The 16304-nt window shown below is 39.7% G+C and carries 25 protein-coding genes; 10 read left to right on the forward strand and 15 right to left on the reverse strand.

Annotation, left to right across the window (positions count from 1 at the left end):
• Positions 1-54 precede the first annotated feature (54 nt).
• The 3 genes from HGR01_RS26825 to HGR01_RS26835 all read left to right on the forward strand — a co-directional run bounded on the left by HGR01_RS26825 (position 55) and on the right by HGR01_RS26835 (position 1222).
• Positions 55-459, forward strand: a complete 405-nt coding sequence (locus HGR01_RS26825; protein ID WP_045871045.1) for a hypothetical protein — start codon at positions 55-57, stop codon at positions 457-459.
• A 6-nt stretch (positions 460-465) separates the two neighbouring features.
• Positions 466-891 carry an HNH endonuclease gene (locus HGR01_RS26830; RefSeq protein WP_045871046.1) on the forward strand — a complete coding sequence of 142 codons (426 nt, stop codon included), beginning with the start codon at positions 466-468 and terminating at the stop codon, positions 889-891.
• A 79-nt stretch (positions 892-970) separates the two neighbouring features.
• Entirely contained in the window at positions 971-1222 is a 252-nt protein-coding gene (locus HGR01_RS26835; protein ID WP_369792184.1) for a FitA-like ribbon-helix-helix domain-containing protein, read from the forward strand.
• Between the two features lie 77 nt (positions 1223-1299).
• Here HGR01_RS26835 and HGR01_RS26840 read toward each other — a convergent pair whose 3' ends face one another.
• From HGR01_RS26840 to cysE, 8 genes are all read right to left on the reverse strand, one after another.
• A complete protein-coding gene (locus HGR01_RS26840) occupies positions 1300-1875 on the reverse strand; it encodes a Uma2 family endonuclease (protein ID WP_045871047.1) in 576 nt (191 codons plus the stop codon).
• A 418-nt stretch (positions 1876-2293) separates the two neighbouring features.
• Positions 2294-2830 (reverse strand): (2Fe-2S) ferredoxin domain-containing protein, encoded by a 537-nt coding sequence (locus tag HGR01_RS26845; RefSeq protein WP_045871048.1) that lies wholly within the window; start codon positions 2828-2830, stop codon positions 2294-2296.
• 430 nt (positions 2831-3260) lie between these two features.
• Entirely contained in the window at positions 3261-3464 is a 204-nt protein-coding gene (gene nifT, locus HGR01_RS26850; protein WP_045871049.1) for a putative nitrogen fixation protein NifT, read from the reverse strand.
• The gene (locus HGR01_RS26855; RefSeq protein ID WP_045871050.1) at positions 3439-3726 is read right to left on the reverse strand and encodes a nitrogen fixation protein NifZ; all 288 of its coding nucleotides are present in this window, start codon (positions 3724-3726) and stop codon (positions 3439-3441) included. The genes nifT and HGR01_RS26855 overlap by 26 nt, the downstream gene beginning before the upstream one ends.
• The gene (gene nifV / locus HGR01_RS26860; protein WP_045871329.1) at positions 3713-4846 is read right to left on the reverse strand and encodes a homocitrate synthase; all 1134 of its coding nucleotides are present in this window, start codon (positions 4844-4846) and stop codon (positions 3713-3715) included. The genes HGR01_RS26855 and nifV overlap by 14 nt, the downstream gene beginning before the upstream one ends.
• Before the next feature lie 415 nt (positions 4847-5261).
• Positions 5262-5459 (reverse strand): DUF2949 domain-containing protein, encoded by a 198-nt coding sequence (locus tag HGR01_RS26865; RefSeq protein WP_045871052.1) that lies wholly within the window; start codon positions 5457-5459, stop codon positions 5262-5264.
• A gap of 517 nt (positions 5460-5976) precedes the next feature.
• The gene (locus HGR01_RS26870; protein ID WP_045871330.1) at positions 5977-6234 is read right to left on the reverse strand and encodes an Asr1405/Asl0597 family protein; all 258 of its coding nucleotides are present in this window, start codon (positions 6232-6234) and stop codon (positions 5977-5979) included.
• A 30-nt stretch (positions 6235-6264) separates the two neighbouring features.
• Positions 6265-7038: a serine O-acetyltransferase gene (gene cysE / locus HGR01_RS26875; protein WP_045871053.1), complete on the reverse strand. Its 774-nt coding sequence runs from the start codon at positions 7036-7038 to the stop codon at positions 6265-6267.
• A 619-nt stretch (positions 7039-7657) separates the two neighbouring features.
• On the opposite strand from cysE, the gene HGR01_RS26880 reads away from it, so the two are divergent.
• The gene (locus HGR01_RS26880; RefSeq protein WP_096621804.1) at positions 7658-7948 is read left to right on the forward strand and encodes a hypothetical protein; all 291 of its coding nucleotides are present in this window, start codon (positions 7658-7660) and stop codon (positions 7946-7948) included.
• 67 nt (positions 7949-8015) lie between these two features.
• On the opposite strand, the gene HGR01_RS26885 is transcribed toward HGR01_RS26880, so the two are convergent.
• From HGR01_RS26885 to HGR01_RS26910, 6 genes are all read right to left on the reverse strand, one after another.
• On the reverse strand, positions 8016-8492 hold the full coding sequence (locus tag HGR01_RS26885) for a hypothetical protein (protein WP_045871054.1): 477 nt from the start codon (positions 8490-8492) through the stop codon (positions 8016-8018).
• 357 nt (positions 8493-8849) lie between these two features.
• Positions 8850-9257 carry an HNH endonuclease gene (locus tag HGR01_RS26890; protein ID WP_045871055.1) on the reverse strand — a complete coding sequence of 136 codons (408 nt, stop codon included), beginning with the start codon at positions 9255-9257 and terminating at the stop codon, positions 8850-8852.
• Positions 9258-9266: 9 nt separating this feature from the next.
• Positions 9267-9521, reverse strand: coding sequence for a hypothetical protein (locus HGR01_RS26895; protein ID WP_045871332.1), 255 nt, complete (start codon positions 9519-9521; stop codon positions 9267-9269).
• A gap of 168 nt (positions 9522-9689) precedes the next feature.
• A complete protein-coding gene (locus HGR01_RS26900; protein ID WP_045871056.1) occupies positions 9690-9950 on the reverse strand; it encodes a type II toxin-antitoxin system RelE family toxin in 261 nt (86 codons plus the stop codon).
• The gene (locus tag HGR01_RS26905; protein WP_045871057.1) at positions 9943-10173 is read right to left on the reverse strand and encodes a hypothetical protein; all 231 of its coding nucleotides are present in this window, start codon (positions 10171-10173) and stop codon (positions 9943-9945) included. The genes HGR01_RS26900 and HGR01_RS26905 overlap by 8 nt, the downstream gene beginning before the upstream one ends.
• A gap of 7 nt (positions 10174-10180) precedes the next feature.
• Positions 10181-10480: a DUF6887 family protein gene (locus tag HGR01_RS26910; RefSeq protein ID WP_235623060.1), complete on the reverse strand. Its 300-nt coding sequence runs from the start codon at positions 10478-10480 to the stop codon at positions 10181-10183.
• 359 nt (positions 10481-10839) lie between these two features.
• Between HGR01_RS26910 and HGR01_RS26915 the strand changes: the two genes are divergently transcribed.
• The 5 genes from HGR01_RS26915 to HGR01_RS26935 all read left to right on the forward strand — a co-directional run bounded on the left by HGR01_RS26915 (position 10840) and on the right by HGR01_RS26935 (position 14814).
• Positions 10840-12909, forward strand: coding sequence for a serine/threonine-protein kinase (locus HGR01_RS26915; protein WP_045868751.1), 2070 nt, complete (start codon positions 10840-10842; stop codon positions 12907-12909).
• A gap of 108 nt (positions 12910-13017) precedes the next feature.
• A complete protein-coding gene (locus HGR01_RS26920; protein ID WP_045868750.1) occupies positions 13018-13611 on the forward strand; it encodes a Uma2 family endonuclease in 594 nt (197 codons plus the stop codon).
• A 123-nt stretch (positions 13612-13734) separates the two neighbouring features.
• Positions 13735-14010 (forward strand): hypothetical protein, encoded by a 276-nt coding sequence (locus HGR01_RS26925; RefSeq protein ID WP_045868749.1) that lies wholly within the window; start codon positions 13735-13737, stop codon positions 14008-14010.
• Between the two features lie 94 nt (positions 14011-14104).
• A complete protein-coding gene (locus HGR01_RS26930) occupies positions 14105-14422 on the forward strand; it encodes a DUF433 domain-containing protein (protein ID WP_045868748.1) in 318 nt (105 codons plus the stop codon).
• Positions 14422-14814 carry a DUF5615 family PIN-like protein gene (locus HGR01_RS26935; protein WP_045868747.1) on the forward strand — a complete coding sequence of 131 codons (393 nt, stop codon included), beginning with the start codon at positions 14422-14424 and terminating at the stop codon, positions 14812-14814. Before HGR01_RS26930 ends, HGR01_RS26935 begins: the two co-directional genes overlap by 1 nt.
• A gap of 162 nt (positions 14815-14976) precedes the next feature.
• On the opposite strand, the gene HGR01_RS26940 is transcribed toward HGR01_RS26935, so the two are convergent.
• Positions 14977-15198, reverse strand: coding sequence for a hypothetical protein (locus HGR01_RS26940; RefSeq protein ID WP_045868745.1), 222 nt, complete (start codon positions 15196-15198; stop codon positions 14977-14979).
• Between the two features lie 210 nt (positions 15199-15408).
• Between HGR01_RS26940 and HGR01_RS26945 the strand changes: the two genes are divergently transcribed.
• Positions 15409-16212, forward strand: a complete 804-nt coding sequence (locus HGR01_RS26945) for an Rpn family recombination-promoting nuclease/putative transposase (RefSeq protein ID WP_045868744.1) — start codon at positions 15409-15411, stop codon at positions 16210-16212.
• Positions 16213-16304: the final 92 nt, after the last annotated feature.

Genomic DNA, 16304 nt, shown 5'->3' on the forward strand with positions numbered 1-16304 from the left:
TCACATTTTCTTGTGAATTTTCGGCATATTAAGGCATGGGTAGGTAATTATAAAATGGCAAGAGAAACAATTACGCTGCAAATTCCAGAAATACTATATCAGCGCTTACTTAATACTGCTCACGCACAACGTCGTCCAATTGAAGAAGTAATTGTTCATGCATTACAGGTGGGTAGTCCGCCAGAATGGAATGATGTACCAGAAGAATTTCAAGCTGACCTAGCAGCCTTAGATAAACTAGATGACAATAGCTTGTGGCAAATTGTCCGCAATTTTAAAACAGCAGATGAAATGGAGCGATACAACTATCTGTTGGAGCGTAACTCTAGTGGTAACATTACAGAGGCAGAGCAGTTAGAACTAATAGAACTGCGTCACAAAGCTGACAGTTTTATGCTTTGTAAAGCCCAAGCTTCTGTGTTACTCCGTTGGCGAGGACATCATGTCCCAACTCCGTAAATTGTTGTGTCTAAATATATTCCTGAAAGCTTACGAAATCAAATATCTATTAGTGATAAAAGACGTTGCTGTTATTGCTTAACAAGTGAAGCTAATAGTGGTATTCCGATGACTCACGACCATATTCACCCGCGCTCAAGAGGTGGAGAAACTACTTTTGAAAATTTATGTTTAGCTTGTCGTTCTTGTAATGAATTTAAAGCTGATTTAACCGAAGCTATAGACCCTGTTACTGGAGAAATAACACCTCTATTTAATCCACGTATACAGATATGGTCTGACCATTTTAATTGGAGTTCTGATGCAACGAGAGTTGAGGGTTTAACTAACATTGGTCGGGCTACAATTATTTGCTTGCGAATGAATAATCCAGTAATAGTTGCTGCGCGAAGACGTTGGACAACTAGCGGTTGGCATCCTCCTGATGATTAGTCGTATAGATAAAATTCATTTTTTAACTTATTATTAACTATCAAATATCTGAATAAATTTTCACTAAAAACATAGTTTAATGATGAACAAAATTACTATATATAACCTTGATGATGACATGAAATATCGTCTGCAAAAACGAGCCGAACAACATAGACGTTCTCCGGAAGAGGAAGCTAGAGAAATTCTTGTTCTTGCTCTTACAGAAAATCAGGAAATTCCGTTAAACATAGTTACTAAAATAGAGCAGCGATTTGCTAATTTAGGAGATTTTGAATTACCTGAAATTCCTAGAGAACCTATCCGAAGTGTATCAATATTTGAAGAATGATTATTCTTGATACAAACTATGAGTTTCCTCTATTACTTTCTACCAATGCTTATTATACTGTAAGTTGTGCTGTTGTATTAACCAGGAAATACTTTGGATAATTCCAAGACTAAATCAGTGAAACTTGGTAAATTAACTGACTCATTAGGCAAAAATATTAGCTTGCGGCGATAACCAAATTTACCTTGTGCAGTTTGATAAGGTTCGCTATAGAATTCTAAATAATTATCTACTAAATTAAATATCCAATAATCGATAATACCTGCTTCTGCATAAAGGGGTAACTTTACTTCTTGGTCGTATTTTAAAGAAGAATCAGCAATCTCTATTAAAAGTAAAATATCTGATGGATTGGGATAATTTGCTAAATAGTCGTCAGCACGATTTCGTACAATCACTAAATCGGGTTCTGGTTCGCTGTTGTCAGCAATAGTAATTGGATCTTGGGTTCTAATAGTTCCTTGTTCTTTGACAAGTTGGAATAACTCTCTAGATAAGCGGGTAAGACATACAGAATGTGGTTTACCTTTTGCTGCCATATTAATGATTTCACCTTTAATTAGCTCAACTCGTTCACCTTCCTTAAAAAAGCCGAGTTCTGCTAGGCGATGATATTCAGCTAGGGTAAAGCGTTTAGCTGTGCTGAGGCTCATAACATATTCAGGAATGCAGAGTTATTTGCATCTTATACCAAATCAAATAATGTTTGCGACAATCAATATATTCTAGAGGGCAAGGCACTGCCCATTGGTGTCAACTTAAGCTAAAAGCTATATAGGGCAGGCGTTGTACAAATACCTCGCGCCCTCATCCCCTAACCCCTTCTCCCGCAGGAGAAGGGGAACTAAATCTCTTGCTCCCCTCACCTTGTGGGAAAGGGGCTGGGGGTGAGGGCGAAACCTTGCAACCAAGAGAGTTTCACGTTAAGTTGACACCACTGGGCACTGCCTTGCCCCTACAATCTTTCGCATTGTTTTTTCAAATTAGTATTACACTCTTATATGGGAAATAGGCGGACTGGGAGTCTACCCTTTCCACCTGTAAAATTTCATTACTCGATATGTTTGTAAATTAAGTTAAGTGATTCTCCAAGAGAGATGCGATCGCTTCTGGATGAAGTTTCTTGTATTGCTTTTTACCAATGCGGACTACGCAGTTAGGCGCGCTGCTACAGCGTTTTTGACAGCCTGTGTGTTCAATTGTGACTTTGTCGATTAAACCGCGATCGCACAAAGTTTTTTCTAATTCTGATACTAAACCTTTACCACCCCGCTTCATACAGCCAGATTTCTGGCAAACCATGATTTTGGCTTTGGTTGGAGATGGGAGATTTTCGATTGGGCAAACACCAGTTGATTTTACCCGAAATGCTTTGAATTTTATTTTCCCGGTGCGTTGATTTAATTGGCTAATACCATCAACGCGAATTTGTTCGCCAGGGATTAAAGAGGAACGTAAAGCACTGCGTAAATCTTTAGGAACTTTTACTTGCAAATTCCCGGCGGGAATTGCTAAACGCAAGTATTTAAATTTTACTTCATCACCAACAAAACCCAGGAATCTACCTTCAAGGTTTAATTCCGATAATGTTTGATATTTTTCACCCATGTTCAGCAACTCACAATTCAAAATTAAACGTAGTTCAAACTGAATCTAACCGGGTGCTATCATGTCCAATCAAATGCTTATATCATGTCCGAAAAATTAACAATAATATAAACTTTTTGCGTTGCTGCAAAGGTCTAAATTATGTATATTTAAATGTACATGATATTCGCTAATTCTTGATTATCAACGCCAAATGAAAAATAGCCAGGACTTACGCAACTGGTATACCAATCTTCTGGTTTAAGAGTCAAGAGTCAAGAGTCAAGAGTCAAAAATTTAGGTTTTTTGGACTTTTGACCATTGACCCTGGACAGCCTAAACGAAAAAAAATGTGACACTTGCGTAATTCCTAATGAAAATCAAGTAATTAGTAGGACATGATATTAAGAGATAGATGCTTCCCCAATTACTATCTCCCCGATGATTTATTTTAGGCAAGTCGTCTAGCTTCTACTGTTAGAGGTAAACTCTTTTCGTCTGGCATATCGCGAAATTCTAATTCCCAACCATTAGCTAAAGTGAGAATCTTCCCCTCTGCACCGTCTGTTTGTTTGACTACTACTTCTTCTAAATCTTTTTTAGCGACGTAGACAACCAAATGACCAGCATCATTCACCCGTAGCATTACTTTCATTAATTTCCTCGACAGATTCTAGTTCTTTTTTGAGACAACCGATGACGAACCCTTTCTCTAAGAAATGCACGGCGTAGATATACGATCTCTGCAAATATGTGCCGATACTCGCGACGTAGCCGACTTCTCCTTTTTTAGCTAAAACTACCCCAATTTCTTGACCGGGAAATGTACCATCGTTTTTGATCAGCTTACGCAATCTGACTTTTTGGCCGATTTCAAAAGCAGGTGGTGCGTCAAGTTCAATTTCATCGGGTGGCATGAGAATACCTCTGTTCTCTAGCTAAATTCAACACTTCTTCTGTAGTTAAACTACGTTTTTTCTGGATTGATTGTTGGCGTACTGCATCTAAAACAGTTTGGGTTTCTTGTGAGTTGAGAAAGATACCATGCTGTTCTAAAATGCTAGATATTAAATGCCGACCAGAATGTTTACCAGCTACTAAACGGCGTTCCCAACCTACTTCTTCCGGTGCAAATGGTTCGTAGGTATCGGGGTTTTGCAATACGCCATGAGCATGGATTCCAGATTCATGCACGAAAGTATTTTCGCCAACAATTGCTTTCCAAGGTGGAACACTGCTACCGGATGCAGATGCAACTAGTTGAGATAGTTCTAATAATCTGGGAGTGTCAATCCCTAAATCATGGCCGTAAATACGTTTAACAGCCATCACAACTTCTTCTAATGCGGCGTTTCCTGCTCTTTCACCCAAGCCGTTGACGGTGGTATTAACTGAAGATGCTCCAGCTTTAATCCCAGCCAGTGCGTTGGCTGTAGCTAAACCAAAATCATTGTGGGTGTGAATTTCTAGCGGAATCATCAAAGCTGAGGCTAGCCGCTTCACTTTATTATAAGTAGTAAATGGGTCAAGAACTCCGACAGTGTCACAAAAGCGAAACCGCGATGCACCCCATTCTTGAGCATAAAGCGCTACGTCTAAAAGGAAGTTATCATCAGCTCTAGAAGAATCTTCGCCACCGACTGCTACCCAAAGACCATTATCAACAGCAAAGCTAATACAATCTTTAAGTTTTTGCAGACTTACCCGCCACTGTCCATGAAATTTAGCGGCAATTTGAATACCAGAAACAGGAATAGCGATATGTACTCGCTGTAAACCGCAAACTAGAGAAGCTTTTAAATCTGACATTACAGCGCGGTTCCAGCCAAGTAGTTTAGCTTGTAAACCCAAGTGAGAAATAGCTGAAATTGCGCGTGTTTCTTCCTCACCCATTGCCGGAATACCGACTTCTAACTCATGAACACCGATGGCATCTAGAAACTTAGCGATCGCAACTTTTTCTTCTAAGTTAAAAGCAACACCTGCTGCTTGTTCGCCATCACGTAGTGTAGTGTCATTAATTTGGAGTTGATTCATCTCAAACATTTTCAATCATCTCACTATGGGAATTACTCTTAATATTGTTTCTTGATTGCTAGCCTGGTTCTCTGCAATCGCTAGTAATGGTAAATGCCGATAGAATTTCTAATGGATGAACGGTAAATGCTGAAGAATCTTATAGACACGATTCATGACTCTTCATTATGTGGCAATCCCCTTGACATATCTGTATGACAGCGAACCAAAATTTAGTATCATTTACAAATTGTTTTTACCATTGAAAGTCAGTAGTTTTCCAAGTAGCAATAAGTATGATTTTCCAGAGTTGATGATAGGTAAAGAAGCAGAGAAAGCAGAGGGATCAGAGGAGCAGAGGAGAGAAACAAATAAGACCAATGACAAATAACAAATGACAAATGACAAATAACCAATGACAAATGACTAATGACAATTAAATTTGCTCATCTAACCAATCAAAGATGCGCTCAAGCTGTTCTAAATTCACTAAACCGTACTGCCACAGCAGCATAGGTAACGGGCCGTTATCGAATTCGCGGTGTCTTAACGCCACAGAAATATCTGCTGTGGACAGTTCCAAGTCATGATGCAAAAAATTCAAAAATTCTATATCGCTGTTACGGACAACCATAATCGGACTTTTAATTTCTAGATGGCGGTATGAATTAAAAATGTGAAATTCCTAGCTTTACTTGGTAACTTCACATCTTTAATTGCCAAGATATATCAAGAAAATTTCAGGTGTAGTAGCTGGGAGGAAACCCACATGAAGCGTTACCCCATCAGTCTGCAATAAAATTTCCTAATGAACAGTAACTTCTACATCCAAATCTTTAGCGATCCGCTATAAATTGTGAGATTTTACGGAAATTATGACCTTTCTCATTTGTCATTTCCCACAAATGATTCGGAAGTACTATATGAGTTAATTACGCATACTTGCAAAGATTCTCAATTATCTTGGCGTATTCAATTTTAGATTTTGGATTTTGGATTTTGGATTGATTACAAACCTTAATCCATGACTGCTGGGGATACGTGATTTGGGAATCGCAAGGATTGGTATTCTACCGACTCCTCAAAACTCAGCGAGAAGTCGGAGCGGCGGCTTCCGCCGATCTGAACTTCGGTGACTCAGCACTCAGAACTCATAATTCAGCACTATCAGGCCAGCAACGTTCTAACCAATCTACTAATTCTTGGCGAGAAGCGAGAAATTGCATGACGGTGCTACGGATGAGTAGTGCTTCTCGCCGATTGTTGACTTGCACCCTTAAAGAACCATCTGCTAAACAGGAACAGTCAATCATTAAGTCTTGCAAGCGTTGATAGATCAGCCAGCGATCGCTTAGGGGAATGTGCAGTATTTGTTCGCCTGGGAAATTATAACTACTAGATGGCAACATTGTCGTTTGTCCTTTGTCATTTGTCATTGGTTATTTGTGATTGACTGTTGACGGTTGACTGTTGACGGTTGACTGGTGAGTGTTTGCTTTGAATTCTTGCAGTTGTTGTTCTAGTTGCTCGATGCGCGAAAGTAGCGATCGCATAACGCTGGCTTCGACATCGGGTAGCTTACCATGTTCTAGGGGTTCGCCTTGCTTGCGAGAAATAATCCGGCCAGGAATCCCGACTACAGTGGAATCGCAAGGGACATCGCGCAAGACAACTGAACCTGCGCCAACCCGGACGCGATCGCCAATTTGAATATTACCTAAAACTTTTGCACCTGCACCTACTACAACGTGTTCGCCGACTGTAGGATGGCGCTTACCGCTTTCTTTACCTGTACCGCCTAGGGTAACGCCTTGATAAATTAGCGTATAGTCGCCGACAATCGCAGTTTCGCCAATGACGACACCCATACCGTGGTCGATAAACACACCTTTGCCAATCTGTGCGCCAGGATGAATTTCAATACCCGTTAAAAATCTTCCCAGATGGGAAATGAACCGGGGAATAAATACCACCTTGCGACGATGTAACCAGTGAGCAAGACGATGCAAACAGATAGCGTGCAACCCAGGGTAGCAGAAGACTACCTCTAGCCAATTACGCGCTGCGGGATCGCGCTCAAAAATGATACAAAAATCACTCAACAATGGCTCAAGAAAATCGCCAGAGAGTAGATTTTTCAGCAAAGAGTTATTTGCAGAATCCGGTTTAGTAGCATTTTTAGGATTTCTGATACTATTTAATGTCTGTTGCATCGGTACTATCTGGTTCAAAGAGCCTTGTGCTATTTTTCTGCTTATATCAGGTTGCGATCAAGGGGACAGTTTATCCGATGTCTATTGAAATTATTGGATTGATTAATGTTGTACTCACAACCCATAACCCCCATTGCAACTATATTGCAAATTGATGTTGGGGTAGGGGTACTGGCTTTTTATATTAGGGGTACTAGTATTAATCGGGTAGGGGGTTAAGAATTTTTGTACTCGCCACAAAACCCTTTATGCGTAACACTTCGCAACGCTTTATCTAACTTATTTTGCAATATATTAAGTTGTACTCAAAAGTTGTTAAATATGAGGTAAATGGGACAACAAATGTGATATCTGTATACCCAGTTACGTTTCTTATTTTATTCTTTTGGTAGGTAAAAAACCTAATTTCTTAATTTTCTTTTAGTAATTGCTGTCTGTAAATCTCTATACTTTTGCAATTAATGCATATTTGCATCTAATACACAGTAAGGGCATAGCCTAGAGCAGAAATCTGTTTCACTGAAAGCTTTTGGATGCCGTACCCCCAGCATTGCGGTATTTTTTTAATTGTAAATTCCTAAGCGATCGCACTTATCGCCACAATTAACTCACCCCTTGATTGCTTAATGAGCAAAATAACCTCGCTGACGAACAAAATAACCTCGTTCACGAGCAAAATAACCTCGCTGACGAGCAAAATAACCTCGTTCACGAGCAAAATAACCTCGTTCACGAGCAAAATAACCTCGTTCACGAGCAAAATAACCTCGCTGACGAGCAAAATAACCTCGTTCACGAGCAAAATAACCTCGTTCACGAGCAAAATAACCTCGTTCACGAGCAAAAAAGCCTCATTACAGCATTATTTACCCATGTAAACCACAATCGCGCCTTCTTCTTTGCGCCTTAGCGCCTTAGCGTGAGATAAAAAAATCCAGTTGTTCAACTAGACAATCGCTGTAATGAGGACTTATTACTTACGAATCAGACGCAACTTTAGCCGATTTGCTTTTAATAGCCTTAAAGCGTTCGCCTAATTGTTCAGCCACAGTTTTTAAACCAGGAGTTTTTTTTGCTGCTGTTTTTACATAGTCATAAACCGTCAAACTACTGGTCATAGCTTCACTACCAACCGCCAGTAGAGTATCATCTACTTGTTCATTGAGTTGGCGTATGGAAGTTAAAAGTTCAGTAAGCGCAGTAGCTAATTGATAATCCCGAACAAGTTCCTCAACATCAAAACTAGCTGGGAGAATATCACGATTTGACTGAGCAGCAGTAACGCTATTATTGACAAACGCCAGACTTTTATCACCCATTTTTAATAATCTACGTCTTTCCTCATTACTGAGAGTGACTAAAAACGGTAGCTTTTGTTGGATAGTCTGTAGCGAAGCTTTAATTTCTTGGATATCTTGTGGTGACAGAGAGCCTGTGATATTTTGGTAGACCATCGTATAATTACCAGGATAATTCTATGTTTTAGTAGCAATAGTTGCTAAGTATAGAATGCCCAGTCAAGAATGCGATCGCACAACATTCTACCAATTTGAAAAAAGAATGCGACAGTTCGTAGGGTCTGTTGTCGCGTAGCGCAACGCACCGACGCAGCTACAAATAATAAAGCAATTTTTAGCACAAAATTACTTTACTTATTTATCCGTTTTAATGCAGACGGCGAAGGATAAGTAGTTAAACAAAATTAATTACACAATGTCATTGCGAATGGAGCGGAGCGGAATGAAGCAATCGCAAGGGTTGAGATTGCTTCGCTGCGCTCGCAATGACTGTAATTAATTTTGCGTGGTTACTTATTGTCCAGCTGCTATCAAAGCTTGACGTTCCAGAATCCTTTCATCACCGTTAAAATCTAGAATCCGTGCTGTCACTTCGCCAATATCTGTAATTGGTTGAATCACCGCTTCATTAAGCTGAAAATGCTCACCCCAAAAGTCTCGACGTGGGTTGAAAAACCGCACAAGTTCCCCAGTTTGCCAATTAATTGAACCCAAATCGCTACCTTTTTGCAGATTACAGAAAATACAGGCATAACAGAGATTATCTGCTGTAGTTGAACCGCCATGTTTCACGCTGATTATATGGTCAACTTGACAACCAGAGGATCTATTGACTTCAGAGATAAGACAATACTCGCACATATAATCAGCGCGATTAGTAACCAAACGCCGCAACTCTAAACTAATGTAAGAACTAGACACTTTGAAGAATTACTCCGCACTGAGATACTGATGAGCCTTTGCTTTCGCTAGCGTCATAATATGCTCTAATGTCAGAAAATGATTTAACTCTCTCTTGTCCTCTTGTGTTAATTCTCCCGTTTTATGTCGGTAAATAAGTTCTTCTAAACGCCCTTTTGCTAAATCTGAAAGTTGAAAATTAACAACACTTTGGGGAGTAGTTCCAGCCGCAATAAAATCTATAATTTCATCGTAGACTTTGGCTGTATTTACAGATGTAGTCATGAGTTTATCGATTTTTATTTTATTTACAACATTAATTTTAATATTTGTAGGGTGTGTTACGCCGTAGGCTAACGCACCTTTGATTGTTGATAGCTTGGTGCGTTGCGCTGCGCGACAACACACCCTACGAATTTATTAACAGAGTTTGAAATATTAGTACCAACTTACTTATTCATAAACATCTCGTCGATGAGCAATATTATTGACAATAACCTCATTTGTCTCATCATTCACTTGATAAATTACTCGATAGTCTCCGATTCGATAACGGTAGTAACCGGCTAAATCACCTTTGAGCGGCTTAATATTAGGGTGAAACCGAGGATTTTGTTCCAATTGCTCAAAGCATCTAACAACTTTTTTAGCTAAGGCTTGGTCTGCTGATGCATAAATCTCTTCTGCTTCCGCAGATAATATAACACTATACATCAGACCTAATTGTTCTCCAGTTTCTCACACGACCTTCAGCAATATCCTTTTTACCTCTTTCAAAAGCTTCAATAAATCCAGGAATATCCAGTAACTCTTGGGTAGCGTCTTCACTTTCTTTATCTGCTAGATAGGCTAAAAAATCTGCCACTAATTGTAGGCGTTCTGAAGATAATCCATCTAGATATTGATTAATTTGCTGGCGAACTTCTATATTGCTCATATTTTCGTTAACCTTGAGAATCTTGCTTTCTTCTATCTGCTTCCTCAACACGTCGCTTAATTGCTTCTTCGGCAATGCGAATATTTTCTTCTATTGGCGTACCATCTTCAGTTGTCATTGGCCCATACCATGTTGCTTCCGAATCAGGAGGATTGCGACGACTAAAGAGAACCCGAATCGCCTCATCATCTTCTCGGTGTGCAAGTACTATTTTAGCCTTGCCACGCCAGTAGGGTGTGTTATGCCGTAGGCTAACGCACCTTCGATTATTAATTGCATCTCGGTGCGTTGCGCTGCGCGACAACACAACGCCAGTTTGCTCAAGTCGGGAAACCCGCCCAAGCAACTGGCTCCCCTACATTTAAACTTGAAGAGCTTTACTGCTAAGGGGAGCATCCCACTTTTTTCAATGTCATTGCGAACGCAACGAAGTGGAGTGAAGCAATCGCAAAATCTCTCACCAGGAATAAATCCATGCGATTGCTTCGTCGTTCCTCCTCGCAATGACGCTTAATTCTCTAGTTATAAAATAAAAACTGGGATGCACCCGCTGCTGAGAACCCCATGTTGTAAAAAAAACTAAATTTATCGATGATTTTGCGGATTTTAACAAGATGAGATTGTGGTTAAGGGATAATAAATGCATTTGCCCATAAAAGCACAGTCATGACTTGCTGCCTAAATCCAGCTTGCCACAACCCACCCCATTCTGAATCCACAAAGTTTTGCGCTAACTGCCGATTTCCTTTGCTAGTGCTGAGAAATCGCTATCGCCCAATTCAATTACTAGGAAATGGGGGATTTGGGAAAACCTATTTAGCAGAAGATTTAGACAAGCTGAATGAATATTGTGTAATCAAGCAATTTGCGCCGCGAGTACAGGGAACTGCGGCAATAAATAAAGCTACAGAACTATTTGAGCAAGAAGCAAGGCGACTGCAACAACTAGGAGAACATCCGCAGATTCCCACGCTGTTGGCGTATTTTGAAGAAGAAAATAATCTGTATTTAGTGCAGCAGTTTATCAACGGGCAGAATTTATTAGCTGAATTAAAACAACAGGGAACTTTCAACGCAGAAAAAATCAGGGAAGTTTTGCTTGATTTATTAAATATCCTGAAAACGGTTCATCAACACAAAGTAATTCACCGCGATATCAAACCAGAAAATATCATTCGTCGCAGCACTGACAACAAATTAGTCTTGATAGATTTTGGGATTTCCAAGCAACTCACCATGTCAGTTACCACTAACCCAGGAACAATAATTGGTTCCCCAGGTTATGCGCCATTAGAACAAATGCAGAATGGTAAAGCTTATCCAGCAAGTGATTTATATAGTGTTGGTGCAACTTGCTTTCACTTACAGAGTGGAATTCACCCTTGGATAATGTGGGAACAACAAGGTTATGGGTGGGTTTCTTCTTGGCGGGAGCATTTGCAACAACCACAAAGCAGCGAATTGCAGAAGATTCTTGATAAGTTGCTGCAAAAAGATTATCAGCAACGTTACCAATCTGCTGAAGAAGTTTTACAGGATTTTAGTTCACCGTTACCATCACTTTCACCAGTACACCCAACTGAGGCAGTAGTTGTAACTCAACCACCATCATCATTCCCTGCAACATTACCCCATCAGCCTCAACCTGGAACATCGCCAGCACCAGTAAAGCCAAAAGTAGGGCAACAAAAGGCATTTAGACAAAATATTAATTGGAGAATAAGATTCCTGGTGGGTGCTGCTATTACAATAGTTGGAACTCAAATATATGGTTATGTTCGTTATGGCTTGTTTCCGACTAATCCGATATCTGTAATTGCCAGCATACCAAGCGGAGTTTTATTACAAAGAACCATCACAGGGCATTCTGGCGGGGTTTATTCTGTTGCCATTAGTCCAGATGGCAAAACCCTTGCAAGTGGTAGTGCTGACAGTACCATCAAACTGTGGAATATCCCAAGAGGAGAACCAATCCGCACCCTTACAGGGCATTCTGGCTTGATTTATTCCGTCGCCATCAGCCCAGATGGCAAAACCCTTGCTAGTGGTAGTTTTGACACCACCATAAAACTGTGGAATCTGGCAACCGGAGAACAAATAGGCACTCTCACAAGGCACTCTAACTCGGTTTATTCCGTCGCCATCAGCCCAGATGGCAACACCCTTGCTAGTATTGCTGACAACACCATCAAACTGTGGAATCTGGCAACCAAAGAGCAAATCCGCACCCTTCCTTCGGAACGCTACGCGAACACCGGACATTCTAGCTTTGTTTATTCAGTCGCCATCAGCCCAGATGGTAATACCCTTGCCAGTGGTAGTCTTGACAACACCATCAAACTGTGGAATCTGGCAACGGGAGAGCTAATCCGCACCCTCAATAGGCATTCTGACGGGGTTATTTCCGTTGCCATCAGCCGAGATGGCAAAACCCTTGCCAGTGGTAGTCTTGACAACACCATTAAACTGTGGAATCTGGCAACAGGAGAAGAAATCCGCACTCTCACAGGGCATTCCGACACGCCTTTTGTCGTCGCTTTTAGCCCAGATGGCAAAACCCTTGCCAGTGGTAGTGCCGACAAGACTATCAAACTGTGGAATCTGGCAACAGGAGAAGAAATCCGCACTCTCAATAGGCATTCTCAGGGGGTTATTTCCGTCGCCTTTAGCCCAGATGGCAAAACCCTTGTTAGTGGTAGTGATGACAAAACCATCAAAATTTGGCGGCTAAAGTAGTGAGTGCTGAATTCGCATTTTTGAGTACTATAGCAGATTAATCAAGATAGTCTGGATCTATGGCATCTCAGTTTTATGATAGAAACAAGCCACTGTATGGTTTAATTTATGTCTTCCCCCGTCCTGGAAAAACCTTCGACTTCTGAGACTTCCTACGTTCTTCTGTACAATGTCAGTTGGGAAAAGTTAGAACAGCTTGATGTCGCCCTTGCAGGAACAAGCGCACGACTAACTTATTTAGATGGGATTCTCGAAATTATGTCCCCACTGTCTGACGACCATGAGGATTATAAAAAAACTCTGGCGATGTTGCTAGAAGTCTATATGCGGGCAAAGAATATCCGCTTTTATGGTCGGGGAAGTGCAACTATAGGTAAACAGGAAGACAAAACGCGACGGGAACCAGATGAGTCTTATAATTTAGGCACAAAAAAATCTATTCCTGATTTAATTTTGGAAATAACTGTTACGAGTGGCGGAATTAATAAGCTAGAAATTTATCAGCGTTTGCGAGTACCTGAAGTTTGGTTTTGGGAAGATGGTTTATTATCAGTTTATTGTTTGCAAGGTGACAGCTATATAAAAGTCTCTAAAAGTACTTTATTGCCTGATTTAAATTTGGATATATTAGCAAAATGTGCGCTAATGGCTGACCAATATGATGCTGTGACTGAATATAGTCAGATAATCGCTAAGGAATAGTAATTCAGGATTGAATAATCACAACATAAACTTAATCAAGATTAACCCAACAAAAACAAGACCTTGATCTGTTGGGTTTCGTTTTTCAACCCAACCTACATCTGAGTAACTTTTTATTTATCGATGAACTGGAAACTTGACGAAGCACAACAAAAACTGCCAGAGGTGATTGATGCTATTGCATCAGAACCTCAATTAATCTTCAAGCAGGACAAATTAGTTGCTGCAATTGTAGAACCAAAACTTTTTCAAGAGTTCCTTGCTTGGCATCAGCAACAAAAAGCCTCTTCCCTCGCCAATGCTTTTGTAGAATTACGTCAACTCTGTGCGGAAGAAAATTACATTTTAGAAACTCCTGCACGATATAGCGATCGCCCTATTCCATTTGCGGAAGAATAGTATGGGCTTTCTTTGCGACAATCAAAAGCGTCGCTACGATAATTACTATAAAATTTCAAGTTAGGATGAAATGAGCGAGAGAGATTTTGTTGTCATGAATAAGAGGACTCAACTGCTCGAAGTAATTGCAGCTTTACCAGAGGAATTAGTTGACCAAGCATTGAATTACGTGCAAATGTTGCAAAATCCGATTCAGATTACACCTGGAATTTGCGGAGGAAAAGCACGAATTAGAAATACACGAATTCCCGTATGGACTTTGGTTGCATATCGTCAACAAGGTGCTTCGGATGAGGAATTATTGGCAAATTATCCTGGATTGACTAGGGAAGATTTAAGCGTTGCTTGGAATTACTACGAACAAAATCCCGAACAAATCGACCGAGAAATTGCCCAAGATGATTTAGTTTGATGGCATTACAATTTTACTCCAATGAAAATTTCCCGATCGCAATGGTAAATTTACTCAGAGCAGAGGGATATAATGTATTAACTTCCTACGAAACAGGTCAAGCAAATCAGGGTATTTCTGACGATGTTGTTTTGCAGTATGCTACAAAGATGGGTCGCATTTTGATTACGGAAAATCGCCAGGATTTTATAGATTTGCATCGTATTGTATCAAATCATGCTGGCATAATTATTTTTAAAAGCGATCGTGATTATGCTGGGAAAGTCAAGGCAATAATTGATTTTCTGAATGAAGATAGTCGAACCTTAGAGAATCGTTTGTTGCGGGTTATGAAGCAAAATATAAAAGCAGTCGGACAGATTTTTGTCATACAAGAGTATGGTAAAGGTTGATTGCAATCTCTTCGATGTCTCTAATTGCAGGTTGTCCAACATTTAAAACAAATGAACTGGAAACTTGATGAAGCACATCTACAGCTTTTAACCAACCGATTACCTTTTGATTTGGCTGGATAGATATCAATTCAGAAATAATATTTGTATCTAAAATGTAGTTCATAATTCTACTTGGCGGTTGTCAAGTTCTCTTTGACGTTCTAAATCTATATCCACACCAAATAGAGGAGAATTTTGAAATAATTCAACTAAATTTTCTGATTCGGTTTTGGGGTCTTCCTTTTCTATTTGTCTAGTCAAATAATGGATTAACTGTATCTTTTCTTCTCTGCTTAAATTATCAATTTCTTTTAATAAAGTTTTCACTGGTAAATTGCTCATTTTAATATTCCTATTAAAAACCAGATTTATTTATCGCTAATTATAGCATTGTCAATTGGGATATATAAAGAATAGTAATTCAGGAAATAAACTGAATCAAGATTATCTGGCTCGATCCAAGGGATTTTAAATAACAAATTTCGCTAATACTTGGTAATAGATATCGTCATGGTAAAATCACCATAGTCAAAACTTTGCTAAAACCTCTGCGTGAAAACCGACAGCATATTTTATCGCCTATTTCAAGAACTCCCTGCCATCTTCTTTGAATTAATTGGCAATCCTCCCGAAATTGCCAACATCTATCAATTTGCATCTGTTGAAATCAAACAAACAGCCTTTAGAATTGATGGTGTATTTCTCCCAACCCAAGATGAAGCAAACCCTATTTATTTTGTTGAAGTCCAATTTCAACCAGATGCAGATATTTACTTACGCCTAATATCAGAAGTTGCTTTATACCTACGCCAAAATAAACCTAAAAATCCTTGGCGAGGAGTGGTAATTTATCCCAGCCGAGATATAGATATCGGGGATAAAGAAAATTTCTTAGAACTATTCCAAAGCCAGCGTATCAGTATAATTTACCTAGATGAATTAGGCGAATCTGCATCCTTACCCATAGGTATTGCTACGATAAAATTAGTAATAGAAGGGGAAGACACAGCAATTAACACAGCCAGGGAATTAATCAACCGCACCCAGCAAGCAGAAAATTTACAACTCCCACAAAAACAATTACTAGAATTAATAGAGACAATCCTAGTTTATAAATTCCCGCAAATGAGTCGAGAGGAGATAGAAGCAATGTTTGGGTTAAGTGAATTGAAGCAAACACGAGTTTATCAAGAAGCTGAACAAGAAGGTAAACAGAAAGGTCGTTTGGAAGCAAAATTAGAAGCTGTACCTAAGTTTTTAGCGCTGGGTTTAACTGTAGAACAGATAGCACAGGCGTTGGATTTGGACATTGCACAAGTTCAGCAAGTAGCACAGCAAGCGCCCCCAAATCAATAGTAAGTTAATGCTGTTTTTCAAGCACATTTCAGCAATATGAAGGCATCACAGCTTAATCAAGATTATCTGGAGCTATGTAGAGCGATGTCTAA

This window comes from Tolypothrix sp. PCC 7712, from assembly GCF_025860405.1.
Classification (GTDB): Bacteria; Cyanobacteriota; Cyanobacteriia; order Cyanobacteriales; family Nostocaceae; genus Aulosira; species Aulosira diplosiphon.